Here is a 22,521-nt window from a genome sequence, read left to right as displayed (position 1 = left end):
CATGGCGCCTCTACAGGGGGCGGATTGCGCGCTGGATAAAGACCCTCCTTCAGCCGTCGCCGGGAATACTTTCCGGCTGCGGTGCGTGCGTCATCGCCGCCACGATCAACCAAAAAAAACGGGCCGCGATGCGGCCCGTTTTCGTGCAGGCGCCGAAGCGCCGGCTTACTTCAGCTTCGCGTCCGCGCGCAGCGCGTCGGCGCGGTCGGTCTTTTCCCACGAGAACGCCGTGGCGTTGTGCTGCGCGCCGGTGCCGTCGGTGTAGGTGAACGCCTTCGGGGTGCGGCCGAAGTGGCCGTACGAGGCGGTCTGCTGGTACATCGGGTGGATCAGGTCGAGCATCTGCAGGATGCCGAACGGACGCAGGTCGAAGTGCTTGCGGATCAGCTTCTCGATCTTGTCGTCGGCGATCTTGCCGGTGCCGAAGGTGGTGACCGAGATCGAGGTCGGCTCGGCCACGCCGATGGCGTAGGAGACCTGCACTTCGCAGCGGTCGGCCAGGCCGGCGGCGACCACGTTCTTGGCCACGTAGCGCGCCGCGTAGGCCGCGGAACGGTCGACCTTGGACGGATCCTTGCCGGAGAACGCGCCGCCGCCGTGGCGCGCCCAGCCGCCGTAGGTGTCGACGATGATCTTGCGCCCGGTCAGGCCGCAGTCGCCCACCGGCCCGCCGATCACGAACTTGCCGGTCGGGTTGATGTGGAACTTGGTGCCCTTGTGCAGCCACTTGGCCGGCAGCACCGGCTTGAGGATTTCCTCGCGCACGGCTTCGACCAGGTGCTTCTGCTTGACGTCCGGGTCGTGCTGGGTGGACAGCACTACCGCGTCGATCGCAGTCGCCACGCCGTCTTCGTAGCGCAGGGTGACCTGGCTCTTGGCGTCCGGGCGCAGCCACGCCAGCGGCGAGTTCTTCTTCTTGCGGACCTTGGCCTGCTGCTCGACCAGGCGGTGCGCCAGGTGGATCGCCGCCGGCATGAAGCTGTCGGTCTCGCGGGTGGCGTAGCCGAACATCAGGCCTTGGTCGCCGGCGCCCTGTTCTTCCGGCTTCTTGCGGTCCACGCCCTGGTTGATGTCCGGCGACTGCTTGCCGATCAGGTTGAGCACGCCGCAGGTCTCGCCGTCGAAGCCGACGTCGGAGCTGTTGTAGCCGATATCCAGGATCACCTTGCGGGTCAGCGCTTCCAGGTCGATCCAGGCGCTGGTGGTGATTTCGCCGGCGACGATCGCCACGCCGGTCTTGACCAGCGTTTCGCAGGCCACGCGCGCGCGCTTGTCCTGGGTCAGGATCGCGTCGAGCACGGCATCGGAGATCTGATCGGCGATCTTGTCCGGGTGGCCTTCGGAGACCGACTCGGAGGTGAAGAGATAGCTGGACATCGCGGCTATATCCTTGTATTCGGATGAAAAGATGGACGCGCATGATACACGGGCGCGCGGTGCTGTGCATTGTGGCCCCGCCGGCGTTGGGCAAGGTTAACCGGTCAGCCGGCGGGGCCGCGGGCGTCACTTTGCCGTAGTCATATTGCAAGCTCGGTGTCGCCGCGGGGGCCGAAGCTGTGCGCAGTCAGCAAGGGGGCTTGCCGTGCTCGCACTCGAACGTCGTCTGCAGGATCGCTACCCGCACTGGTTCGCCGGGCGCCGCTCGCGGCTGGTGCGGCCCTTATTGCGCGGCCTGCAGAAATGGTCGGGCCTGGACGCGCTGGACGCGTTCCTGGACGCCAGCCAGGAGCTGCGCGGCTTCGCCCTGGTCCAGGCCGGGATGGATTTCCTGCAGGCGCGCTACGTGGTCGCGCCGACCCCCGCCGAGTGCATTCCGGCACGCGGGCGCCTGCTGATCGTCGCCAACCACCCCTCCGGCGCGCTGGACGCGCTGGCCCTGCTGGATTGCGTGGGCCAGGTGCGGCGCGACGTGAAGATCGTCGCCAACGACTTCCTGTGGGCGCTGGAAGGCCTGCGCGAGCTGCTGCTGCCGGTGCGCATCCTCGGCGGCGCGCCGTCGCCGGCCAGCGTGCGCGCGATCGAGCAGGCGCTGGAGCAGGAACAGTGCGTGATCGTGTTCCCGGCCGGCGAAGTGTCGCGGCTGGGCTGGGGCGGGGTGGCCGACGGGCGCTGGCGCCGCGGCTTCACCCGCTTCGCGCTGCGCACCGCCACCCCGGTGCTGCCGGTGCGCATTCATGCGCGCAACTCGGCGTTGTTCTACGGCGCCTCGGCGCTGTTCAAGCCGGCCGGCACCGCGTTGCTGGCGCGGGAGATGTTCGCCCGCCGCGAGCGGCGTATCGCGCTGAGCCTGGGCCGCGCCCGTGCGCTGCCGCAGGGCCAGTCCGACGCCGAACTGATGCGCGGCCTGCGCCGCGAGCTGTATGCGCTGGGCCGCGCCGGCGCCGACGCGCCCGCGCCGAGCGAGGAACCGCTGGTCGCGGCCGAGGATCCGGCCGCAGTGGCGGCGGAATTCGCCGCGCTGCGCAGCCTGGGCCAGACCGTGGACGGCAAGCAGATCCGCGTGGGCCGGCTGCGCGCCGGTTCGGCGCTGCTGCGCGAGATCGGCCGCCTGCGCGAGCTGACCTTCCGCGCGGTCGGCGAAGGCACCGGCCGGCGCCTGGACCTGGACGACTACGACACCTGGTACGACCACATCGTGCTGTGGGACGGCGCCGCCGCGCGCGTGGTCGGCGCCTACCGCGTGGCCCGCGGCGCGCCGGTGCTGGCCGAGCGCGGCCTGGCAGGCTTCTATACCGCCGGGCTGTTCCGCTACGGCGAAGCGCTGCTGCCGCGCATCGCCGCCGGCATGGAGCTGGGCCGCAGCTTCGTGGTGCCCGACTACTGGGGCAGCCGCAGCATCGACTACCTGTGGCAGGGCATCGGCGCCTACCTGCGCGACTATCCGCAGGTGCGCTACCTGTACGGCGCGGTCTCGATCAGCGCGGCGCTGCCGCGGCAGGCGCGCGAACAGATCGTGGCCTACTACGCGCGCTACTACGGCGATGCGCTGGGCGAAGCGGCCTCGGCGCGGCCGTTCGATTATTCGCGGGCGCCACCGGCGTTCGACGCGCTGGACGCGGAGACCGCGTTCAAGGTGCTCAAGGGCAACCTGGACGCGCTCGGCGCGGCGGTGCCGATGCTCTACAAGCAGTACACCGAGCTGTGCGAGCCGGGCGGCGCGCGCTTCCTCGCTTTCGGCGTCGATCCGGCGTTCAACGACGCGGTCGATGGCCTGATCGAACTGGATCTGCAGCGCATCCGCAGCAAGAAGCGCGTGCGCTACCTGGAACGGCCACGTAGCGAAGCAGAGGTGACGGCATGAACAATGTGAGCAGTTTGTCTCCGCCCCCGCGCCGGGCGGTGTTCGTGTCCGACGTGCACCTGGGCGCGCCGCACTGTCATGCGCGCGAACTGGCCGATTTCCTCGGCGGCTTGCAGTGCAAGCAGCTGTATCTGGTCGGCGACATCGTCGACTTCTGGTGGATGGCGCAGCGCCGCGCGGTGTGGGGTGCGGCGCACCAGCGCGTGATCGATGCGCTGCACGCGCTGGCGCGCGGCGGCACCGAACTGATCTACGTGCCCGGCAACCACGACCGCCCGATCCGCCGCTTCTGCGGCCTGGCGCTGCCGGCGATGCAGGTGCGCCGGCGCGCGGTGCACGTGACCGCCGACGGCCGCCGGTTGCTGGTGGTGCATGGCGACGACTACGACGCGGTCACCCAGTTCGGCGGCCTGCAGGAGAAGTTCGGCGACTGGCTGTACTACCGCATCCTCACCGGCAACCAGCTGACCAACCGCGTGCGCCGCCGCTTCGGCATGCGCTACTGGTCGTTGGCCGACTACCTGAAGCGGCAGAGCAGCGCCGCCGAGCGCTACATCGAGCGCTTCGTCGACGCCGGCCTGGACGACGCGCGCCGCCGCGGCCTGGACGGCGTGGTCTGCGGCCACGTGCACCGCGCCGGCCTGTTCGAACGCGACGGCCTGGTCTACGCCAACGACGGCGACTGGGTCGAAAGCCTGACCGCACTTGCGGAAGAGGCCGACGGTACCCTGCGCCTGCTCTCGCATCGCGACGAAGTGCTGGCCGAACTGCCGCCGCGCCTGCGGTCGGTGCAGGACAGCGCCTGGCCGCGGGCGGCCTGAATCCGCGGTTTGCGCGATACGACGCACTGCCAGGGCAAGCGCTTCGGCAGGTCGTGTTTCCGTGCCTGCGCGTGCTTGTGCTGAGCATTTGCGTCCGTGACCAGTGCCGCCCGCAACCGACCGCCAGATTCGACACCCCGCATCTGCGTTGAGGGAAGCGGCGCATCACCGCGTGCCGTGCATCCCATGATCGACGCGCCGCGTCCGTGAAGCGCGGCTTGCGCTTGATCGGCATCCATGTCATCAGGTCTACTGCATTCCGTCGGAGCGGCAAGCGCGGGCAGGACGCCACGATCGAGCCTGGTTGTCGCGCCGACGCACGGCGCCGCGCAAGCTTGCCGCATCTCGATCACGTCGGGGGTCATGGAGAAAGTGAAGCCAGGGAAGGAGTTGTCCGGTCGGTCGTTGCGTTCCGCTTTGAACTGGATGAGCCTGCTCGTGCCAGCCCCTTCCGGCATCGCTGGCCGGCATCCGGCAAACCTCGGACTGTTGTGCACGTTCATCCTGCTCACGGCCAGCGGCACCTCGATCGCGCGAAACACGGTGTACGGCTGCACGGACGCCAAGGCGGCTCGCACACTTCCGGACTCGGTGCTGTGCGTCCAGCGTGCGGGACTTTCGCCTTTGGGAGCGGCGGGCGATGGGCAGGTGGCAGCGTTGTTCGCACAGGCCCAGGAACGCCTGGACATCGGCCGTTTTGAGGCCGCCGAACAGGCGCTGGACTGCGCCGACGCCAACATCGGCGATGGCGGCGACGAGCGCTTGCGCTACGAACTCACCCGGCGCCGCGGCATTCTCGATTTTCGCCGCGAACGCATTCCGCAGGCGCTCGAGCGGTTCGAGTGCGCGGCCACCCTGTCCAGGGCGCTCGGCGATCATGGGGCGGAGGCGCGCGATCTGAACAATATGGGCGCGGCGCTGCGCCGTCTCGGCGATTTTCACGGCGCCCTGCGCAACCTGACGGTCAGCCTCGGCATCCAGCGCGCCCAGGGTGGTGCCGCGGCGTCCGTGCTCAACAACATCGCCGACGTGTATCGCGAATTGCGCGAGCCCGACACCGCGATGCGCTACTACCGCGATGCGCTCGCCGCCAACCGTGCGAAAGGCGACTCCATCGAGGCAGCGCATGTGCAGGAAACCATGGCCGAGCTGGCGCTCGACAGCGGCGACACGCGCCAGGCGCTGGCCTGGCTGCAGGAGGCCCTGGCCGTGTACCGCGAGAAAGGCCGCCGGGTCTATGAGCTGCGGGTTCATGACGGTCTTATCCGCGCGGCACTGGCATTGGGTGACGTGCCGCAGGCGCGGCGCTGGAGTTCCAGTGCGCTGGCGCTGGCCGGCGCGTGGAAGCTGCCGCTGCCATCGGCGTTGCAGCTGCAGATGGCGCGGACGGCACGGCTCGAAGGCAACGCCGCCGCCACTGCGGCGCGCCTGCACGAGGCGCTGGCATCGGCCGCCAGCAGCGATCCGGTGCGGGTGCCGCTGCTGGAGGAACTGGCGGGGCTGCAGGAAAGTACGGGCGATGCCGTGACCGCCAACGCCACACTGCGGCGCGCGAACGCGGAAGCCACCGCGCTGGTGCGTGCGCAGCACGACCGCCAGCTGGACTGGTTGCGGATCCGCTTCGAAACCGCGGAACAGCAGCGCACCATCGCCCTGCTGGAAAGCCGGAACCGCTTGCACGAGGCCCAGCTACGTCAACGCACGCTGCTGCTCTGGCTCGCGCTGGTGTCCGGCGTCGCGGCAGCACTCGGCGTGTGGCTGTTGCTGCAGCGGCGCCGGCAACGCGAACGCCTGCTGGACGCTGCACGGCGGGTCCGCCACGAGGAGGAGCTTGCCCGCTATCGGCGCGAGGCGGACGCGTTGGCCGAGGATCGCAGCCTGCTGCAGACACTGCTCGACAGCCGCGAGGATGCAGTGTGCCTGCTCGATGCCGAAGGACAGGTGCTGGTCGCCAATCGTACCGGGCGCCTTCGGCTCGGCGGTGCGGACGATGCCGAGCCTGTGGGACAGGCGGTGTCCGCCTTCGTGGCCGCCGCCGATCGCCCCGCGCTGCAGGCGGCGCTGGAGCGGATGGAGGACAGCACGGGGCAGCGCATCGAGTTCGTCGCCCAGCACGGCGGCTCGCTGATTGCGACGCTCGAACCCTGGCCGGGAGGCGACGGCCTAGTCGTCCTCGCCCTGCAGGAACGCGGTAGCGATGCGGCCGCGGACGCCGGGCGGGCTGCGGAGCAGGACGAGGGCGCCGCGCCTGCGGCGCGCGATGCGTTCCGGCGCACGCTGGTCGAACTCATGCTGGCGGTCATCGACACCTGGGAACGGGCTACCGGGACCGGCCGGCTGGAACTGGCCGAGCGCAGCCGGATCTGGCGCGTGAACATCGACGACGGCCGCCTGCGCGCACGCGCGATGGAGCGCTACCTGGCAGTCTCCAAGTTGCCGCACAACCCGCGCTGGCGGGATGTGTTGCGATCGGCCTATTTCGTGCTCGCACACTGCGATGGCCTGTCGGCGGACACGCGCGCCGCGCTGCAGTGCCGGGTCGACGCGGTGCTGGCCTATACCCGCAGGGACGCGCTCGTCTGAGAGTGGCTGGCAAACTGCTACGCGGCCACCAGCCGGGCGCGGACGGTGCTCGGAAGCCTCATGAACCACTCGTACACGACGGTTCCTGCGCGCCGCCCGCGCCGGCTGGCGACTGATCGCGGCGCGCGCTCCTTCACGGCTGGTCAGCGCCCGCGCTTGGCCGGGCAGACCACGCAGGCCCCCTTCAAGCCTTGTTCCATGCGGTATGTGCTGTGGTGGTCCCGGGCCAGGAAGGTCGCGGGGCCAAGCACGATGGGCTTGGCCGATCGCGACGGTGCCACGACGTCGCAATAGGCGGTGATGGTGTTCAGCGCGTTCGCATACGGCTCATGGCTGTCGACCACGCCGCACTTGTCCATCACTTGACGCAATTGCCCGCCGTTGAAATCGAACTTCACCACGACTTCCGGCTCCTCGTCTTCCTCCAGGCACCAGTCCGGCGGCAGGGTGTCGTGGCCGTGAGCGGCCAGGGGCAATGCCAGGAGGGCCGCGACGATGACGGCGTGGATGACGGAACGGCAGGCAAGCATCGGAGCCTCGGAACAGAAGGAACGGGACGTGCAGCGTAGAAGCGGCGGCGATACGAATGCCAGCGTACCCCCGGGTATAGACTGGGAATAAATCCACATAACGCATTGATTTTTCGATGGTGGAACCCGCTCCGCAGGCCTTAGGACGCGCGGTCGCGACAGCATGGTGCCGGCCCAGGGTTCGTCAATTCGACCCGGTTCGCTCCTGCGGCGACCCGGTTTCGCCCTCGTGTCTCGACGCAACCCTGCCTAGCCTGACACCGCCGCATCAAGCCGCGTGCCGATGCGGTGCTGGCCACATCGCCCGAAAGTCTCCGCAAGGAGGTCGGGAGACCAGAGCCACCCTCAACCCATCCATTGCAGGAGAATGCTCATGAAGAAGAAGCTCCTTGTCGCAACGGCCGCCCTCCTGGCTGGCAGTGCCTTCGGTGTCCCCGCGCTGGCGGCCGAGAACCCCGTGGATCAGGCCGGCATCCAGCACAACATGTACCTCGGTTGCCTGATGGACCTGAAGGCCTCTCCCGACGATTCCCTGACCGTCCTGGTCAAAAAGTGCGGCTACGACCCCGGTATCCCGCTGGAGCGATTCATCGCCACGCAACAGCCCATCGTCGATTCGGTCGACCCGACGCGGCCGTTCGCGGAAAACCTGGCCGGGCTGCGCCAACAGTTCAGTGCCTACGAATTTTCGTTCATTGAGCGGATGGACCAGATCGTCGAGAACGCCGAGGACCTGGACGCGGCGGCGGTGCAGTTCGCGGACCTGGAGAGGGAGGCCATCGAACGGCTCGATCCCAAGTCGAAGAACGGCTCGCTGATCCTGGGCGGGCTGAGCGTGGCCAGGCACTCCACGCGCTACTGGTCCGAGCATGCGGCCGAGAACGGAACTGCGTCGAAGGGACGGTTCTGGAAATGGCTGGGCGTCATCGCGTCGGACGTGGCCGGCTATTTTCTCTCCAATGAGAACGTCGGCACGGCCGCTACCGTTTCCAACGACGTCCATACCCTGCTCTTCGAAGGGTTCTGATCCGGGCAGCGTACGTCGGAATGGAAAGGCGTCCCGGCGGGACGCCTTTCCTTGTTCGCCCGCCCGCGAATGCGGGCGTGTCGCCGGACGTTTCCTCTCCAGGGAAGACGCACAGGTCGGTCCACGCGTCGCCGTGCCCAGACTGGATGCCGCGGCCTGGACGGCGTGGTCTTCGGCCACGTGCACCGCGCCGGCCTGTTCGAGCGCGACGGCCTGGTCTACGCCAACTACGGCGACTGGGTCGAGAGCCTCACCGCGCTGAGCGAGGACCACCAGAGCCGGCTGCAGTTGCTGTCGCATACCGGTCAGGTGCTCGAGACCTTGGCCCCGCGCGTGTTGCGCCTGCCGCAGGCGGCGTAGCGCGCCTGCATCGGCGCACACATCGCACCATCCCATTTCGTAGGAGCGGTTTCAACCGCGACGAACCGAGCCAGCAAGCCGACTGGTCGTGGAAGAGTTCGGGGGCTGATGGCCCTACGCCAACCGGAGTGCATCCACCCTGGCTGGCCGCAAGTCCCTGGATAGCAAACGAGCGCCTCGCGGTTTTCTTCAAGCCGCCCATGAGCCATCGCCTGCTAGCATCGGCCGATGGATTCCCTCACCCAGATCGTACTTGGCGGCGCCATCGCCGCGGCCATCGCCCCTGCGGCGCATCGCCGCGCTGCATTGCTCGCCGGCGCCGCGCTCGGCACCGTGCCCGATCTCGATTCGCTGCTCCTGCTGCCGCTGACCCGCGATCCGGTCACGTTGATGACGGTGCACCGCAGCTTCAGCCATTCGCTGTTCGTGCTGCCGCTGCTCGGCTGGCTGATCTGGTGGCTGTACCGGCGCTTCGGCCATGGCCGCGTGGCTGCAGCGCCGCGGCGCTGGTTCTGGGCGATGCAGCTGGCGCTGATCACGCATCCGCTGCTCGATGCGTTCACCGTCTACGGCACCCAGCTGTGGTGGCCGCTGCGGCCGCCGCCGGCGATGTGGTCCAGCGTCTTCATCATCGACCCGGCATACACGCTGTGGCTGATCCTGGCCTGCGCCATCGCCTGGTGGGCGCGTGCGCGGCGCGTGGCGCAGCAGGCGCTGCTGGCCGGGCTGATCCTGAGCAGCGCCTACCTGGGCTGGTCGCTGCTGGCCAAGCACCTGGTCGATCGCGAAGCCGACCGTGCGCTGGCGGCGATGGGCCTGCAGCACGCGCCGCGCTTCTCGGTGCCGATGCCGTTCAACACGCTGCTGTGGCGGGTGGTGGCGATGACCCCGAGCGGCTACGTGATCGGCGAGCGCTCGCTGGTCGCCGACCACGGGCCGATGCGCTTCCAGGGCTATCCCTCCAACACCCAGGCGCTGGGCGAAGTGCGCGCGCTGCCGGCGGTGCAGCGGCTGGCCTGGTTCAACCGCGGCTTCATGCGCGCGCAGGTCAAGGACGGCGAGCTGATGCTCAGCGACCTGCGCATGGGCCTGGAGCCGGACTACAACTTCAACTTCGCGGTGGCGCGGCAGAACGGCGATGGCTGGCAGGCGATCGAGCCGCGCCAGCTGCAGGCGGCCTATCGCGCCCCGGTGGCGCGCGGGCAGATCCGCGCGGCGCTGGCGCGGATGTGGCAGCGGATCTGGCGGCAACCGGCGGATCCCGCGGCGGCGGCGACGCCGGCTGCCGCATCGGACGATTGACGGTTGCGTCCGGCCGCCGTCGGCAGGCCAGGCGCGTGGCCGCGCAGGCGGATCAGGGCGAGGATCCGTCCGGCGAACCGAAGCCGGTGGTCAGGTGTACGACCTCGCCGAGCAGGCCCGGTTCGTCCTTCACCGCCCTGGCGGAAATGAACACGTTGCCATTGCGATATTTGCCGGTCTCGTAGGTCACGCTGGAGCCGGCGCCCTTGCGGGTCACGTCCACGTAGTCGATATCGGTCAACACGATGTTCCACTGCTCGCCGTGCTGCTTGGACACCACCCTGATCGCATACGCCATGCCGTCTGGATCCGCGGCCACGTCTGCCCTGGCGGCGCTCCTGCCGTCGGCGTTGATGACCGCAATGAACATGCGGTTCAACAGATCCGTCCATGCGATGCCGTGGATCACGCTGCTGGTGGTGATGTACGCCGGCGAGCCGGCCAGGCGCGTCAGCGCCGCCTGTACCGCGGCGTCGGCATCGCCGGGGCTGTAGTGCTTCCTGAGAAAATCCTGTTCGTTTGGCATGTGCGGCTCCTCGCTGCGGCGTTGGGAGATCGCGCTGCGCGCTGCCGCCGCGACGGGGGGCCGGGCGGATCGAGCGCGAGCGGGACCGGGACGGTGCAGGGCGCCGAGCAAGCGCAGCAGGCGCATCGTGTTGGCGTTCAAACCGGCGGCTCCTGACCATTCCCGATGACTAGGACGTCGCCGGCTGCGACTTGTGAATATGCGCGGCCAGGCGTGCCATCCAGTCGCGAGCGGATCGGGCCTTGGGTACGCGCACACGGACATGGAAGAGGAAGGGCGCGAGTCCGCGCGCTGACACGGCAGCGTGCGCGCGCAGCAGTGACCATGCGGGTTTGGGCCTGACGGACCCAACACGACCTGGCGACGCGCGGGGTGTAGGCCAGGCCAAACAGTAGTTTCACCGCCAGCGGTTGCGGTTGGCCGGCGTGGTCGAGTGCGTAGTCGATGCGCTACTCACGCCCGAGGGCACCGCGATCCGCGTCGGTGCGTGGCGATCGACGGCCTGCCGCTGGCCCCGCGCCGGCAGCGACCTGCCCGCGAATGGACGACGACGCGGTCTAGGCCGCCTGCGCCGCCGCTGTATGCAGCAGCCCGTCGAAATAGTCGGCGGTCAGCGCCAACTGCGCCTGCGCGCTCTCGGCGCGGTTGACCACCGCGCGGAACGCCGCGTTCTCCGGGCGGTCCTTGGCATACCAGCCCAGGTGCTTGCGCGCGATGCGCACGCCCTGCGCTTCGCCGTAGAAATCGTGCAGGGCCTGCAGGTGGCCGAGCAGGGTGTCGCGCACGAACTGCAGCGGTGGCGCCGGCAGCAGTTCGCCGGTCGCCAGATAGTGCGCGATCTCGCCGAAGATCCACGGCCGGCCCTGTGCGGCGCGGCCGACCATCACCGCGTCGGCGCCGGTCGCGGCCAGTACCTGCGCGGCCTTGTGCGGCGAGTCGATGTCGCCGTTGGCGATCACCGGGATGCGCAACGCGGCCTTGATCTGCGCGATCGTGGAGTATTCGGCCTGGCCGCTGTAGTGCTGGTCGCGGGTACGGCCGTGCACCGCCAGCGCGGCGATGCCGCAGTCCTCGGCAATGCGCGCGATGGCCGGGCCGTTACGGTGGTCGCAATCCCAGCCGGTGCGGATCTTCAGCGTCACCGGCACCGGCGAGGCGTTCACCACCGCGCTGAGGATGCGCGCCACCAGCGCCTCGTCGCGCATCAGCGCCGAGCCGGCCCAGGCGTTGCACACCTTCTTCGCCGGGCAGCCCATGTTGATGTCGATCAGCTGCGCACCGTGATCGGCGTTGTAGCGCGCCGCCTCGGCCAGTCGCTGCGGTTCGGTGCCGGCGATCTGCACGCTGACCGGGTCCGGCTCGCCGGCGTGGTCCATGCGCTGCAGCGACTTGCGGGTCTGCCAGAGGCGCGGGTCGGAAATGGTCATCTCCGAGACCGCCAGGCCGGCGCCCAGGCGCTTGCACAACAACCGAAACGGCTTGTCGGTGACCCCGGCCATCGGCGCCAGGATCACCTTCGGTTCGATCGTGTAGGGGCCGATGCGCATGCCGCCAGTGTAGCGGGGCGGCAACCGCGCCGCCTCCCGTGGCGCCCATGTCGAGGCGTTTCGCGGCGCGCCGGTTGCCCGGCTCGCCGCGAAACGCCCGCTAGTGCGACAGGCGGATGTTGTCCAGGTACAGCGCCGCCGGCCGGGCCGCGCTGGCGCGGAACTCGATCCGATTGCTGCCGGCATTCAGCGTCACCGGCTGCTGCAGCGTCGCCCAGTCGCTGGCCGAGGTCGTCTGCGCGAACGCCGGCGTGCCGGCCTTGATGCCGTTGACGTACAGGTCCACGTTGCCGATGCTCGCACCGGCGGTCGAATACCGGGTCTGCAGCTGGTAGGTGCCGGCGCTGGCGACGCGGACATCGTTGCGGATGCTGGCGCCGGCACCGGTGCCGAAGTCGACGTAGCCCATGCCCTGGTAGTTGCGCAGCGGGCCGGAGACGCCGTTGGCGACCAGGCTGCGGATGTTGCGGAAATCGAAGTTCTCCGCTTCGTACTGCTGCACGCCGGTGTAGGCGGGCGGCGCGTTCGGCGCCTGCAGGCTCGCGACCGGTGCGGAGGTCGCGCGGCCGCTGGCGTTGCCGGTGCAGTGCACGGTGATGTCCAGCGGCCCATTGTGCGCCACGCTCAGCGTCAGTCCGTCCGCCGTCGCCACGCTGGTCACCTTGCTGGGTTGGTGATCGCCGCGATCGGCAAAGGTGTAGGTCGGGGTGGTGGTGGCGCCGTCGATATCGATCGTGTCCGTCTTCAACGCACCATCGGGGGAGTCGAAGTTGCTCAGGTAGATCGACAGCCTGTCGGGGAATTCCTTGATCACGCCGCTGCTGTAGGGCGCGTAGTTCACGCTGACCGCGGCGCAGCTGTTGTACTTGAGCGGGATGGTGCCGCTGGCGGCCTGGTTGGCCTTGGACGGGTTGTAGGTGACCCAGGTGTTGTCCTGGCGCCCGGCGTAGATGGTGCCGGTGTATTCCTGCGGGAACAGCGCATTGAGTTCGTCGAGCTTGGCGGACATGGTCGGCCAGCGCGTCGCATAGGCGGTCTTGGCGATCTGCACCTTGAACGACTTGGCGGTGGCGTCGGTCAGCTGCCAGACGGTGGGAATGGCCGGATAGCGTCCGGTCTTCTTGTACCAGCTGTGCTGGTTCAGGTAGGTGCCGTCGCCGTCCAGCAGGTACAACCCGGAGAACAGCGTTTCCGGCGAGGAATACAGGTTCCTGTCGTCGCCGGTGGTGGTGTCGTTGACGATCACGACCTTGGAGCGGTCGATCACTTCCTGGCGGCTGAGGATGCGCAGCGTGCCGTCCAGAATCTTGCGGTAGATGTCCAGCTGGATGTTGCGGAAATGCGGGTAGAACTCCCAGCGGCGGCTCTTGTAGCCATCGGCGGTGGTCGCGTTCGGCAGGGTGTGCACCGCATCCAGGGTGATCTGCTCGGGGCCGTCGAAGACGGTTTCGCCGGTGAGGGTCAGGTGCTCGATCAGGTGCGGCGAACCGGCCTGCACCGGATAGCTGCTGCCGTCGCTGCTGTACCAGCCGGTGCGGTCCGGGCGCGTGCCGTAGTGGCCCGCGTAGCCGGACAGGAACATGCCCAGGCTCACGCTCTCGTTGTCGTGGTAGCCGTAATTGGAGGTGAATTTCTCTTCGATGATGAAATTCTTGGCATAGGCGCCGAGGGCGTTCCTGAAGATCTGGTTGCGCTTGACCATGGCCAACGGATTGATGCCGGCGCCGTAGAAGCCGCCGGTGAAGCTCACGTCCAGATAGCCGCCGTACTTGTTGGTGAGCTTGAGCAGGTTGGCCCAATGTTCCCAGCGTTGCGCGGGCGAACCCGAGCAAGGCTGGTCGAATCCCCAGAATTGCTCGGCGTAGTTGAAACCGATGAAGTTGGGGTAGTCGCGGAAGAACTCGCCGTAGGCCGTCGCTTCCAGGTCCGCATTCGGCGCGTAGTCGGGGAGGTGGCTGAAGCCGCCGCTGGAAGGCTGGATCATCGCCCACACGCCATTGGCCGCCGCAGTCTTGATCCAGGAGCGAGCGGTTTCCAGGCCGTTCTCCACCTGTATCCAATTGCATTGATTGCCGGTGGCGCCCTGGTGGTTGATGGACAGGGAGATCAGCAGCACGGTGTAAGGACGCAGGTCGGCCGGAATCAGGTCGATGATCTTCTGCGGATCGGCCTCGTTCCAGGTGTCGGCATGGATCAGAAACATCGGCTGGTGTGGCGACAGCGGCCGGCGCAACGATGTGTCAGGCGTGTCGCTGGTATCGGGGGAAGTGCTGCTTGGCGTGTCCGTTTTCGGGTGCGAGATCACCGGCCAGGCGCTGGGCACGGTCGTCGTCACGTCAGGCGCAGTCGCGTCGTCGCCGCCATCGATGTCGCCGCCGCAAGAACTCAACAGGACGCTGAGCAATGCGCAGGGCAACCCATACTGCTTCAATCCTCTGTGCATCTTCATCGGATGATCCATTTAGGAAGAGGGGTGGTCGACGCGATCAGACACGCAGAAGACACTCGCCGTGCGCCAGAGGACGCGCGACTGCCGAGCGCCGGTGAATCTAGCAAGGACGCGTTGCCGCGAATGCGAATACCCGCACGTTCCGCATCGGTGTTTGCAAAATCGACCATGGATGCTTGCTGGGTAGTGCGTGGCGAGGCTGGCGGACGCGCACGAGCGTTGTGCGCAAGCGCAGGCAGCGATGCGATTGCGGCGAGACGACGCGTCAGCATTGCGTTGCGGCGATGCGTGGGACGCCTGAATTGCGGTGGCGGCCGCACGCGACCAATGCCGCTGCAGCACGATGCCGCGATTCGATGTCAGCGCGATGTCACCGCAGTCGCGGCAGCGATGGTTGCGCGAAAAAAACAATGCCCGGGCCATCGGACTATCGGCGCCGGGCAGGTGCTATGCGCGGCAATGGCCGCATGCTTCAGCGGATCAGCTGGTACAGCTCGAAGCCCTTGGCGTTGCCGTCCAGGATCAGCAGCAGTTCGTCGGGTCCCAGCGCCACCAGGCGCCCGACGCTGTTGCCATTGGTGCCGTCCGAAACGTTGCCGGGCGCGTAGTGGCCCTGCGGATCGTCGTTGACCGTGCTGGCGCCGAGAAACGCGAACTCGCGGCTGTCCTTGGCCAGCGGATACAGCGTGCCGCTGCGGCGCTGCGAGCCGCTGGTCTTGCTCAGGTGATAGCCGCACGGATCGCGCGCGATCTCGGCCTTGAAGTAGGGGTAGGCATAGGCGAAGCGCTGGTCGACCTGGATCGAGCGCACCTTCCAGCGGCCTTCCAGCTTGCCCGGCAGCTGCGGCGACTGCGCGCGCTGCAGCAGCGTGCGCGCCAGTGCCGCGCCGTCTTCCTGGTCGGCATCGCCGTAATGCGGCGCGATCGCCTGTTGCAGGCTGTCCGCGGAGACGGTCACCGCGGCGCGGTCGGCGTCGGCGGCCGTGCTGTTCCAGTCGCAGCGCTGCGCGGCGAGAGCGGACAGCGGGGCAAGCAGCACGCACAGCGCGCCGAACGACATGACGGAAAAACGGGGCATCGAAAACTCCTTGTCGAGGATGCGGGCCCGTCGCGGCGACGGGCGGTGGATTCAGTGGTCCGGGTGAACGGGAACGGATGCCGCCATCGACACTAACGGCTCAGCCGGCGTCGGGCACCAGTCGCGGCATCGACGCGGCAGCGCCTTCGGCTTCGGTCGAACGCGCCGCGTAGTGGTTGGCGAAGCGCACATGGGTGGCGAAGCTGGCGTTCGGCGATTGCGCCAGCGAGGCCGCCAGCGCGCCGTTGAACGCATCGCCGGCGCCGGTGGTGTCCACGGTCTGCGCGGCTTCGGCGCCGATACGGTAATACGGCTGCGTGTCGCCGCGCTGGCGCTCTTCGGGGTGCGAGATGAACGCACCCACCGCGCCCAGGGTCACCACCACGGTGCCGCCCGGCAGCAGCTTGCGGCACAGCGCGTGCAGGCTGCCGCCATCGGTGGCGGCGACGTCGTCGGCATCCACGCGCTCGCCGACATGACGCGTCAGCAGTGCGGCGAACTCGGTTTCGTTCGGGGTCAGCACGTCGGCCAGCTTGAGCAGGCCGATGCTGGTCTGCGCATTCGCCGGCGCGGCGTTGAGCACGGTGGTCAGGCCGGTCTCGCGCGCCAGCGCCAGGGTCGCCTCGATGGTCTCGATCGGCGATTCCAGCTGCGCCAGCAGCACCCGCGCCGAGCCCAGCAGCGCGCGCTGCGCCTGCACGAAGCCCAGACTCAACGCGGCGTTGGCGCCGGCGCCGATGACGATGGTGTTGCGGCCGTGGCCGTCGACGTAGATGCCGCCGGTGCCGGTCGGCTCGGTGCTGGCCTCGGCGGCCAGGTCGATGCCGTCCTGTGCCGCCAGCGCGCGCGCCATCGCGCCGCCGGCATCGTCGCCGAGCGCGCACACGAAGGTGGTGCGGGCGCCGGCGCGCGCCGCCGCCACCGCCTGGTTGAAGCCCTTGCCGCCGGGGCCTGTGCTGTAGCGGCCGGCGATGGTGGCGCCAGGGGCGGGCAGGGTTTCGCAGCGCCAGACGTGGTCGACATTGAACGAACCGACGACGATGACCGAACTCATAGGCATGTGCTGCTTCTCAACTACTGGGGAAAGGGACATCGCATCAGCCGAAGTGCGACAGCACGCCGGCGATGGTGGCGGTCATGAAGGTGGCGATCGAACCGCCGAGCACCGCGCGCAGGCCGAACCGCGCCAGGTCCTGGCGCCGCTCCGGGGCCAGCCCGCCGATGCCGCCGATCTGGATCGCGATCGAGCTGAAGTTGGCGAAGCCGCACAGCGCGTAGGTGGCGATCAGCCGGCCTTCCTCGCTCAGCTGCATGCCGGGGATCTCGCCCTTGACGATTTTCGACAGCTCGCTGTAGGCGACGAACTCGTTGATCACGACCTTCTGCCCGATCAGCGAGCCGACCGTGGTCGCATCCGCCCACGGCGTGCCGATCACCCAGGCGATCGGCGCCAGTACATAGCCGAAGATGGTGGACAGGTTGGTCGGGCGGCCGATCGCCGCAGCCAGGCCGGTGGCGTCGCCGAGCCAGGTCAGCGGTGCGTTGACCAGCGCGATCAGCGCGATGAACGCAAGCAGCATCGCACCGATGTTCAGCGCCAGGCGCAGGCCGTCGCCGGCGCCGGCGGCGGCCGCGTCGATGATGTTGCTGGTGGTCTTCTCCACTTCCATCTTGACCGTACCGCGGGTCAGCGGCGTGCCGGTTTCCGGGATCAGCAGCTTGGCCACCACCAGCGTCGCCGGCGCGGCCATGATGCTCGCCGCCAGCAGGTGCTTGGCGTAGAACGCCTGCTGCGCCGGATCGCTGCCGCCGAGCATGCCCACGTAGGCGGCGAGCACGCCGCCGGCGATGTGCGCCATGCCGCCGATCATCATCGTCAGCAATTCGGATTCGGTCATCTTCGGGATGTACGGGCGCACCGTCAGCGGCGCCTCGGTCTGGCCGATGAACACGCTGGCGCAGACGCTGGTGGTCTCCGCGCCGGACACGCGCATCACCTTGGTGATCGCCCAGGCCATCACCCGCACCACCGCCTGCATCACCCCCAGGTGGTAGAGCACGCCCATCAGCGCGGAGAAGAAGATGATCGTCGGCAACACCTGGAAGGCGAAGATGAAACCGTTGCTGGTGGTGTCCATCAGGCTGCCGAAGATGAAGTTGGAGCCTTCGTTGACGAAGCTCAGCACCTTCACGAACAGCTGTCCCAGCCAGTTGAAGACCTCGCGCCCGCCCGGCACCAGCAGCACCAGCGAGGCGAAGCCGATCTGCAGCACCAGGCCGGTCGCGACCAGCTTCCAATCCACGGCGCGCTTGTTGTTCGAGAACAACCAGGTGATCCCGATCAGCACCGCCAACCCGAACAGGCCGAAGCCGATCCTCCCCAAACCCTCGACCATCTGCTTCCCCTGGATCGCCGGACCAAAGAGAGGGAGCGTAGTGCAGGGGGTGACGGGCGGCAAGGCAAACCCCGTTCAGCGCCGGAAATGGGTTGCCGATCAAGGCGCCGCGCGGAGTGCGGGCGCGTGCCGGCCGCCTCGCTACACTGTGCGGCCGCCCGCCGGCCACGTGCGCCGGCTCGCACCGCAGGAGGAATTCGCATGCACTACCGTCGCCTTGGCGCCACCGGCTTGCAGCTGTCGGCGCTGTCGTTCGGTGCCTGGATCAACTTCGGCGGACAGATCGGCCGCGACGAAGCGCGCAACCTGATCGCCGCCGCCTGGGACCACGGGGTCAACTTCTTCGACAACGCTGAGGTCTACGCGCGCGGCCGCGCCGAGCAGGTGATGGGCGATGTGATCGCCGACCTGCGGCTGCCGCGCGACGGCTATTGCGTGTCCAGCAAGGTGTACTTCGGCGCGGTCGACGCGCCGCGTCCGACCCAGCGCGGGCTGTCGCGCAAGCACGTCACCGACGCCTGCCATGCCGCGCTGAAGCGGCTGCGGGTGGACTATCTGGACCTGTACTACTGCCATCGTCCCGACGCCGACACGCCGGTGGAGGAAACCGTGCGCGCGATGGACGCCCTGGTGCGGCAGGGCAAGGTGTTGTATTGGGGCACCTCCGAATGGCCGGCCGAGCGCATCCGCGAAGCGGCGCAGGTGGCGCAGGCGCTCGGCCTGCAGGGGCCGTCGATGGAGCAGCCGCAGTACAACCTGCTGCATCGCGAGCGCGTGGAGCAGGAATACGCGCCGCTGTACGCCGAACTCGGCCTCGGCACCACGATCTGGTCGCCGCTGGCCTCGGGCCTGCTGACTGGCAAGTACAACGACGGCATCGACCCGGCCTCGCGCCTGGGCCAGGCGAGCAACGCCTGGCTGCACGAGGAGGTGATCGGGCCGCCGGCGCAGCGCCGCGTGGAGCGCGCGCGCCGCTTCACCGCGCTGGCGGCCGCCGAAGGCGTGGCACCGGCGGCGCTGGCGATCGCCTGGTGCCTGCGCAACCCGCACGTGTCCACGGTGATTCTCGGCGCCAGCCGCGTCGCCCAGTTGCTGCAGAACTTCGACGCGCTGCAGCTGGCCGCGCGCGAAGATGCGGCGTGGTGGGCGCAGGTCGAGGCGGCGGTGGCCTGAGCCGGCGCCGCCTTCGGCGCGAAGGCGGGCGCACGGTTCGCGAGAGCCGTGCGCAATAGCCGATTCGGCAGGACTGTCGAAGTTCGGTTTCCTATTCGCAGCTTGAATCGCCGCAAACGAGAACGGCTCTTGCTTAATTATTGAGAATCATTATCATCCGTATCGACCCCTGTGTACGGAGCCCGACCATGACCGCTCAACCCGTCCTGTTGCGTCACCCCGAGACCCTGAGCCTGCGCGAGCGTGCGCTGCCGCGCGCGGTCCCGGTCGAAGAGACGATCAGCAGCGAAGCGCTGCTGAAGGGGCGCCGCGAAGTACTGATCCAGCATGGCGATCGCGTGTATCGCCTGCGCCATACCAGCAACGACAAGCTGATCCTGACCAAGTAAACCGGCCGGCCGCGCAGCGCGCGGCCAGGCCACCCGCTCGACACTGCCGCCACCTGGCCGGACCCGATGGGTCCGCCGCGGCCGCCCGCAGTCGCGACCGTTTCTCTCCTCGGCCCTCGCGCCGGCTTGCGCCGGCGTGGCCGGGATTTTTTCGCGACCCACCGATGACTTCCATGATCCGTACCGCTCCGCTCACCGGCGCGCTGTGGCTGGCCCTGGCCGCCTGCGCGCATGCCGCACCCGTCGACGCCACCGATGGCGTCGATGCCGCCAGTTCCGCCACGCCGCGCGATTTCGACCGCCTGCAGGTCACCGCCACCCGCACCCAGCGCGCCATCGTCGATGTCCCCAGTAGCGTCGATGTGATCGACCGCGAGCAGATGGACCAGGAACTGGTCTACGACCTGAAGGACCTGCTGCGCTACAGCCCCGGCGTTTCGGTCACCGGCAACAGCGGCCGCTTCAGCGGCATCGGCGGCATCCGCATCCGCGGCCTGGACGGCAACCGCGTGCTGATGCTGACCGACGGCATCCCGGTCGCGGATACCTTCAGCTTCGGCAGCTATCTCAACGCCAACCGCAATTTCGTCGATATGGAAACGCTCAAGCGCGTCGAGATCGTGCGCGGACCGGCCAGCTCGCTGTACGGCTCCGATGCGCTTGGCGGCGTGGTCGCCTACGTGACCAAGGATCCGGCCGACTACCTGGCGCCGGGCAAGAACAGCTACGTGGGGCTGAAGTTCGGCTACGAGAGCGAATGGGACGGCCTGTTCGCCGGTGCGCTGGTCGCGTTCGGCGGCGAGCGCTGGAGCGGCATGGCCGCGGTCAGCCACCGCCAGGGCCAGGAGAGCGAGACCCAGGGCGACAACCGCAGCACCGGCGCGGCGCGCACCGCGCCCAATCCGCTCAGCAGCGACGGCCGCAGCCTGCTCAGCAAGCTGGTGTACGCGCCAAGCGCGAACCAGCGCTTCAAGCTGACCGTGGAAGGCAACGAGGACTATTCCAGCATCGATGCGCTGAGCAACGTCACCTCCAGCATCCTGTCGCAGCGCGGCCGCGACCATCAGACCCGCGCGCGCGTGTCGCTGACCCACGAAGTGGACCAGCTCGACACGCTGCTCGCCGACGACCTGCAGTGGCAGCTGTACCGGCAGGACAGCGAGAGCCTGCAACGCACCGACGAGCGCCGCAGCAACAACACCCTGCGGCACATGGAGCACGACTTCGACCAACGCCTGTACGGGCTGCAGGCCAACCTGCACAAGCAGGTGGACCAGGGCCGCGTGGTCCACGATGTCAGCTACGGCATCGACCTGTCGTGGAGCGACACCCACGAAAAGCGCGACGGCTACGCGCAGAACCTGAGCACCGGCGCGATCAGCAAGACGGTGGGCGTGGAGACGTTCCCAGTGCGCGATTTCCCGGTCACCGAGACCACCAAGGCCGGCGCCTACCTGCAGGACGAGATGCGCCTGGCCGACGGTCGCTTCAGCCTGATCCCGGGCCTGCGCGTGGACTACTACCGGCTGTCGCCGCAGGTCGATGCGATCTTCGCCGTCGACAACCCCGGCGTAGCCGCGGAGAAGGTCACCGACAGCAACGTCTCGCCCAAGCTCGGCGCGATCTGGCGCATCGACGATGCGTGGTCGCTGTACGCCAACTACGCGCACGGCTTCCGCGCGCCGCCGTACAACGACGTCAACATCGGCTTCACCAACCTGCAGTTCGGCTACACCGCCATCGCCAATCCGGATTTGAAACCGGAGACCAGCAAGGGCGCCGAACTGGGCCTGCGCTATACCGCGGCGGCCGGCTATTTCGGGCTGAGCGGCTACTACAACGACTACCGCGACTTCATCGAGTCCTACAGCTTCGTCGGCTACAACGCCGACGGCCTGATGCTGTACCAGTCGCGCAACGTCGACCACGTGGTGATCAAGGGCGTGGAGGCCAAGGCCGGCGTCGATTTCGGCGCGCTGGACGCGCGCTGGGCCGGTTGGTCGCTGCATTCCAGCGCCGCCTATGCGCGCGGCGACAACAAGACCGACGCCACGCCATTGAATTCGATCGATCCGCTGCGCGGCGTGCTCGGCCTGGCCTACGACCGCGAGACCTGGGGCGCGCAACTGGTCGGCAGCTTCGTGGCGAAGAAGAAGCGCCCGGCGTCGGCGACGTACTACACACCGTCCGGCTATGCGACGCTGGACCTGCTGGCGCACTGGAACTTCACCCCGGGCGCGCGGCTCAACGTCGGCGTGTTCAACCTGGCCGATCGCCGCTATATCGACTGGAACAACCTGCCCAGCGCGACCCTGGCCAGCAGCGCGGTGCTGGACCGCTACACCGGCGCCGGACGCAACGTCTCGGTCAGCCTGGCGCTGGACTGGTAGCGGCGCATGGGCAAGGCGGCGCCAGCGAGCATCGACGCGACCCGGATCGCCGCATCCGCGCCGCTGCCGCGCCCGGCGCAGCTGGCGGCGCTGGGCACCGTGCTGTGCCTGTACCGCGCTCAGCTGGGCACGGAACTGATGGGCTGGAACCATGCGCTGCGCGTCGGCGCGCAGCTCGGCGTGGACAGCGACGGATTGCTGGAAAGCCTGTGCTTCTACGATCGCCAGGAACGCTGCTGCTGGCGCCTGTACCTGCTGCCGGACAGCGATTTCGTCGCCTGGGACGCCTTGCTGTCCGCGCTGCCGGCAGTGCACAGCGGCAGCGCCGATGGCGGCGTCGCCGAACGCCTGTGGCGACGCGTGGCCGGCCGCCTGAGCGGCGACAGCTGGCGCGCGCGGGCGCTGCGCCTGCACGCCAGCGACGGCGAACTGGCGGCCAGCGTCGCCAGCGTGTCGCCGCTGGGCGCCAGCATCGCCCGGCGCATCGCGCGGCTGGAAGCGGCCGAGGGCGAAGTGCTGGTCGACGACTGCTGCTGCGCCCGCGCCGGCCTGCCGGCCGCGCGCCACGATCCGCAACGGCCGTGGCCGTTGTTGCGCCTGTAGGGCGCGTTCCTCTCTTCTTCCTCAGCTACTACGACCGACCACGACG

At 68.6% G+C, this 22,521-nt stretch carries 18 protein-coding genes, 1 other RNA gene and 2 pseudogenes; 12 read left to right on the top strand and 9 right to left on the bottom strand.

Going from position 1 to position 22,521, the window contains the following annotated elements; genetic code table 11:
* Nucleotides 1-165: 165 nt before the first annotated feature.
* Nucleotides 166-1,377, bottom strand: a complete 1,212-nt coding sequence (gene metK, locus HEP74_RS16905) for a methionine adenosyltransferase (protein WP_185813843.1) — start codon at nucleotides 1,375-1,377, stop codon at nucleotides 166-168.
* 205 nt (nucleotides 1,378-1,582) lie between these two features.
* Between metK and olsF the strand changes: the two genes are divergently transcribed.
* The 4 genes from olsF (at nucleotide 1,583) to HEP74_RS16885 (ending at nucleotide 6,854) form a co-directional block, all read left to right on the top strand.
* The gene (gene olsF / locus HEP74_RS16900; protein ID WP_185813842.1) at nucleotides 1,583-3,301 is read left to right on the top strand and encodes a bifunctional ornithine lipid synthase OlsF; all 1,719 of its coding nucleotides are present in this window, start codon (nucleotides 1,583-1,585) and stop codon (nucleotides 3,299-3,301) included.
* The gene (locus HEP74_RS16895; RefSeq protein ID WP_185813841.1) at nucleotides 3,298-4,122 is read left to right on the top strand and encodes a UDP-2,3-diacylglucosamine diphosphatase; all 825 of its coding nucleotides are present in this window, start codon (nucleotides 3,298-3,300) and stop codon (nucleotides 4,120-4,122) included. The genes olsF and HEP74_RS16895 overlap by 4 nt, the downstream gene beginning before the upstream one ends.
* A gap of 426 nt (nucleotides 4,123-4,548) precedes the next feature.
* Nucleotides 4,549-6,705 (top strand): tetratricopeptide repeat protein, encoded by a 2,157-nt coding sequence (locus HEP74_RS16890; protein WP_185813840.1) that lies wholly within the window; start codon nucleotides 4,549-4,551, stop codon nucleotides 6,703-6,705.
* 60 nt (nucleotides 6,706-6,765) lie between these two features.
* A non-coding RNA gene (locus HEP74_RS16885) (sX9 sRNA) lies at nucleotides 6,766-6,854 on the top strand.
* On the opposite strand, the gene HEP74_RS16880 is transcribed toward HEP74_RS16885, so the two are convergent.
* Entirely contained in the window at nucleotides 6,849-7,235 is a 387-nt protein-coding gene (locus tag HEP74_RS16880; RefSeq protein WP_185813839.1) for a hypothetical protein, read from the bottom strand. The genes HEP74_RS16885 and HEP74_RS16880 overlap by 6 nt on opposite strands.
* 373 nt (nucleotides 7,236-7,608) lie before the next feature.
* Between HEP74_RS16880 and HEP74_RS16875 the strand changes: the two genes are divergently transcribed.
* The 3 genes and pseudogenes from HEP74_RS16875 (at nucleotide 7,609) to HEP74_RS16865 (ending at nucleotide 9,924) form a co-directional block, all read left to right on the top strand.
* Nucleotides 7,609-8,262 (top strand): hypothetical protein, encoded by a 654-nt coding sequence (locus tag HEP74_RS16875; RefSeq protein WP_185813838.1) that lies wholly within the window; start codon nucleotides 7,609-7,611, stop codon nucleotides 8,260-8,262.
* Nucleotides 8,263-8,412: 150 nt separating this feature from the next.
* Nucleotides 8,413-8,622 (top strand): annotated as a pseudogene (locus HEP74_RS16870) (UDP-2,3-diacylglucosamine diphosphatase); the annotation flags it as partial.
* A 228-nt stretch (nucleotides 8,623-8,850) separates the two neighbouring features.
* Nucleotides 8,851-9,924 carry a metal-dependent hydrolase gene (locus tag HEP74_RS16865; protein ID WP_185813837.1) on the top strand — a complete coding sequence of 358 codons (1,074 nt, stop codon included), beginning with the start codon at nucleotides 8,851-8,853 and terminating at the stop codon, nucleotides 9,922-9,924.
* 52 nt (nucleotides 9,925-9,976) lie between these two features.
* On the opposite strand, the gene HEP74_RS16860 is transcribed toward HEP74_RS16865, so the two are convergent.
* From HEP74_RS16860 to HEP74_RS16850, 4 genes and pseudogenes are all read right to left on the bottom strand, one after another.
* Nucleotides 9,977-10,450 (bottom strand): hypothetical protein, encoded by a 474-nt coding sequence (locus HEP74_RS16860; RefSeq protein ID WP_185813836.1) that lies wholly within the window; start codon nucleotides 10,448-10,450, stop codon nucleotides 9,977-9,979.
* A gap of 359 nt (nucleotides 10,451-10,809) precedes the next feature.
* Nucleotides 10,810-10,961, bottom strand: a pseudogene (locus HEP74_RS22020) (ATP-dependent helicase C-terminal domain-containing protein); the annotation flags it as partial.
* 46 nt (nucleotides 10,962-11,007) lie between these two features.
* Complete coding sequence (gene dusB, locus HEP74_RS16855; RefSeq protein WP_185816673.1) at nucleotides 11,008-11,997, bottom strand: tRNA dihydrouridine synthase DusB; 990 nt, start codon at nucleotides 11,995-11,997, stop codon at nucleotides 11,008-11,010.
* Between the two features lie 100 nt (nucleotides 11,998-12,097).
* Nucleotides 12,098-14,200: a glycoside hydrolase family 98 domain-containing protein gene (locus tag HEP74_RS16850; protein ID WP_255427776.1), complete on the bottom strand. Its 2,103-nt coding sequence runs from the start codon at nucleotides 14,198-14,200 to the stop codon at nucleotides 12,098-12,100.
* A gap of 43 nt (nucleotides 14,201-14,243) precedes the next feature.
* On the opposite strand from HEP74_RS16850, the gene HEP74_RS21955 reads away from it, so the two are divergent.
* Complete coding sequence (locus HEP74_RS21955) at nucleotides 14,244-14,453, top strand: hypothetical protein (protein WP_255427775.1); 210 nt, start codon at nucleotides 14,244-14,246, stop codon at nucleotides 14,451-14,453.
* Nucleotides 14,454-14,918: 465 nt separating this feature from the next.
* Here the strand turns inward: HEP74_RS21955 and HEP74_RS16845 are convergent, their stop codons facing one another.
* The 3 genes from HEP74_RS16845 to HEP74_RS16835 form a co-directional block, all read right to left on the bottom strand.
* Nucleotides 14,919-15,524: a DUF4893 domain-containing protein gene (locus HEP74_RS16845; protein WP_185813834.1), complete on the bottom strand. Its 606-nt coding sequence runs from the start codon at nucleotides 15,522-15,524 to the stop codon at nucleotides 14,919-14,921.
* Nucleotides 15,525-15,624: 100 nt separating this feature from the next.
* On the bottom strand, nucleotides 15,625-16,578 hold the full coding sequence (locus tag HEP74_RS16840) for a ribokinase (RefSeq protein WP_179569391.1): 954 nt from the start codon (nucleotides 16,576-16,578) through the stop codon (nucleotides 15,625-15,627).
* Nucleotides 16,579-16,621: 43 nt separating this feature from the next.
* A complete protein-coding gene (locus HEP74_RS16835; protein ID WP_185813833.1) occupies nucleotides 16,622-17,920 on the bottom strand; it encodes a NupC/NupG family nucleoside CNT transporter in 1,299 nt (432 codons plus the stop codon).
* A gap of 201 nt (nucleotides 17,921-18,121) precedes the next feature.
* On the opposite strand from HEP74_RS16835, the gene HEP74_RS16830 reads away from it, so the two are divergent.
* The 4 genes from HEP74_RS16830 (at nucleotide 18,122) to HEP74_RS16815 (ending at nucleotide 22,475) form a co-directional block, all read left to right on the top strand.
* Nucleotides 18,122-19,093 (top strand): aldo/keto reductase, encoded by a 972-nt coding sequence (locus tag HEP74_RS16830; RefSeq protein ID WP_185813832.1) that lies wholly within the window; start codon nucleotides 18,122-18,124, stop codon nucleotides 19,091-19,093.
* Between the two features lie 188 nt (nucleotides 19,094-19,281).
* The gene (gene hemP, locus HEP74_RS16825; RefSeq protein ID WP_009577197.1) at nucleotides 19,282-19,482 is read left to right on the top strand and encodes a hemin uptake protein HemP; all 201 of its coding nucleotides are present in this window, start codon (nucleotides 19,282-19,284) and stop codon (nucleotides 19,480-19,482) included.
* Between the two features lie 173 nt (nucleotides 19,483-19,655).
* The gene (locus HEP74_RS16820; protein WP_185813831.1) at nucleotides 19,656-21,872 is read left to right on the top strand and encodes a TonB-dependent hemoglobin/transferrin/lactoferrin family receptor; all 2,217 of its coding nucleotides are present in this window, start codon (nucleotides 19,656-19,658) and stop codon (nucleotides 21,870-21,872) included.
* Between the two features lie 6 nt (nucleotides 21,873-21,878).
* Nucleotides 21,879-22,475, top strand: coding sequence for a ChuX/HutX family heme-like substrate-binding protein (locus tag HEP74_RS16815; RefSeq protein WP_185813830.1), 597 nt, complete (start codon nucleotides 21,879-21,881; stop codon nucleotides 22,473-22,475).
* Nucleotides 22,476-22,521 lie beyond the last annotated feature (46 nt).

The sequence above is a fragment of the Xanthomonas sp. SS genome, from assembly GCF_014236835.1.
In the GTDB taxonomy this organism is placed as follows: Bacteria; Pseudomonadota; Gammaproteobacteria; order Xanthomonadales; family Xanthomonadaceae; genus Xanthomonas_A.
Note: the sequence above shows the minus strand (reverse complement) of the source record. Positions and strands in the feature narration are given on the sequence as shown.

Excerpts from the sequence above, each read along its gene's own strand:
- metK (WP_185813843.1), bottom strand. The coding sequence starts at position 1,377 with ATGTCCAGCTATCTCTTCACCTCCGAGTCGGTCTCCGAAGGCCACCCG.
- HEP74_RS16895 (WP_185813841.1), top strand. The coding sequence starts at position 3,298 with ATGAACAATGTGAGCAGTTTGTCTCCGCCCCCGCGCCGGGCGGTGTTC.
- HEP74_RS16890 (WP_185813840.1), top strand. The coding sequence starts at position 4,549 with ATGAGCCTGCTCGTGCCAGCCCCTTCCGGCATCGCTGGCCGGCATCCG.
- HEP74_RS16880 (WP_185813839.1), bottom strand. The coding sequence starts at position 7,235 with ATGCTTGCCTGCCGTTCCGTCATCCACGCCGTCATCGTCGCGGCCCTC.
- HEP74_RS16875 (WP_185813838.1), top strand. The coding sequence starts at position 7,609 with ATGAAGAAGAAGCTCCTTGTCGCAACGGCCGCCCTCCTGGCTGGCAGT.
- HEP74_RS16865 (WP_185813837.1), top strand. The coding sequence starts at position 8,851 with ATGGATTCCCTCACCCAGATCGTACTTGGCGGCGCCATCGCCGCGGCC.
- HEP74_RS16860 (WP_185813836.1), bottom strand. The coding sequence starts at position 10,450 with ATGCCAAACGAACAGGATTTTCTCAGGAAGCACTACAGCCCCGGCGAT.
- dusB (WP_185816673.1), bottom strand. The coding sequence starts at position 11,997 with ATGCGCATCGGCCCCTACACGATCGAACCGAAGGTGATCCTGGCGCCG.
- HEP74_RS16850 (WP_255427776.1), bottom strand. The coding sequence starts at position 14,200 with ATGTTTCTGATCCATGCCGACACCTGGAACGAGGCCGATCCGCAGAAG.
- HEP74_RS16845 (WP_185813834.1), bottom strand. The coding sequence starts at position 15,524 with ATGCCCCGTTTTTCCGTCATGTCGTTCGGCGCGCTGTGCGTGCTGCTT.
- HEP74_RS16840 (WP_179569391.1), bottom strand. The coding sequence starts at position 16,578 with ATGAGTTCGGTCATCGTCGTCGGTTCGTTCAATGTCGACCACGTCTGG.
- HEP74_RS16835 (WP_185813833.1), bottom strand. The coding sequence starts at position 17,920 with ATGGTCGAGGGTTTGGGGAGGATCGGCTTCGGCCTGTTCGGGTTGGCG.
- HEP74_RS16830 (WP_185813832.1), top strand. The coding sequence starts at position 18,122 with ATGCACTACCGTCGCCTTGGCGCCACCGGCTTGCAGCTGTCGGCGCTG.
- hemP (WP_009577197.1), top strand. The coding sequence starts at position 19,282 with ATGACCGCTCAACCCGTCCTGTTGCGTCACCCCGAGACCCTGAGCCTG.
- HEP74_RS16820 (WP_185813831.1), top strand. The coding sequence starts at position 19,656 with ATGATCCGTACCGCTCCGCTCACCGGCGCGCTGTGGCTGGCCCTGGCC.
- HEP74_RS16815 (WP_185813830.1), top strand. The coding sequence starts at position 21,879 with ATGGGCAAGGCGGCGCCAGCGAGCATCGACGCGACCCGGATCGCCGCA.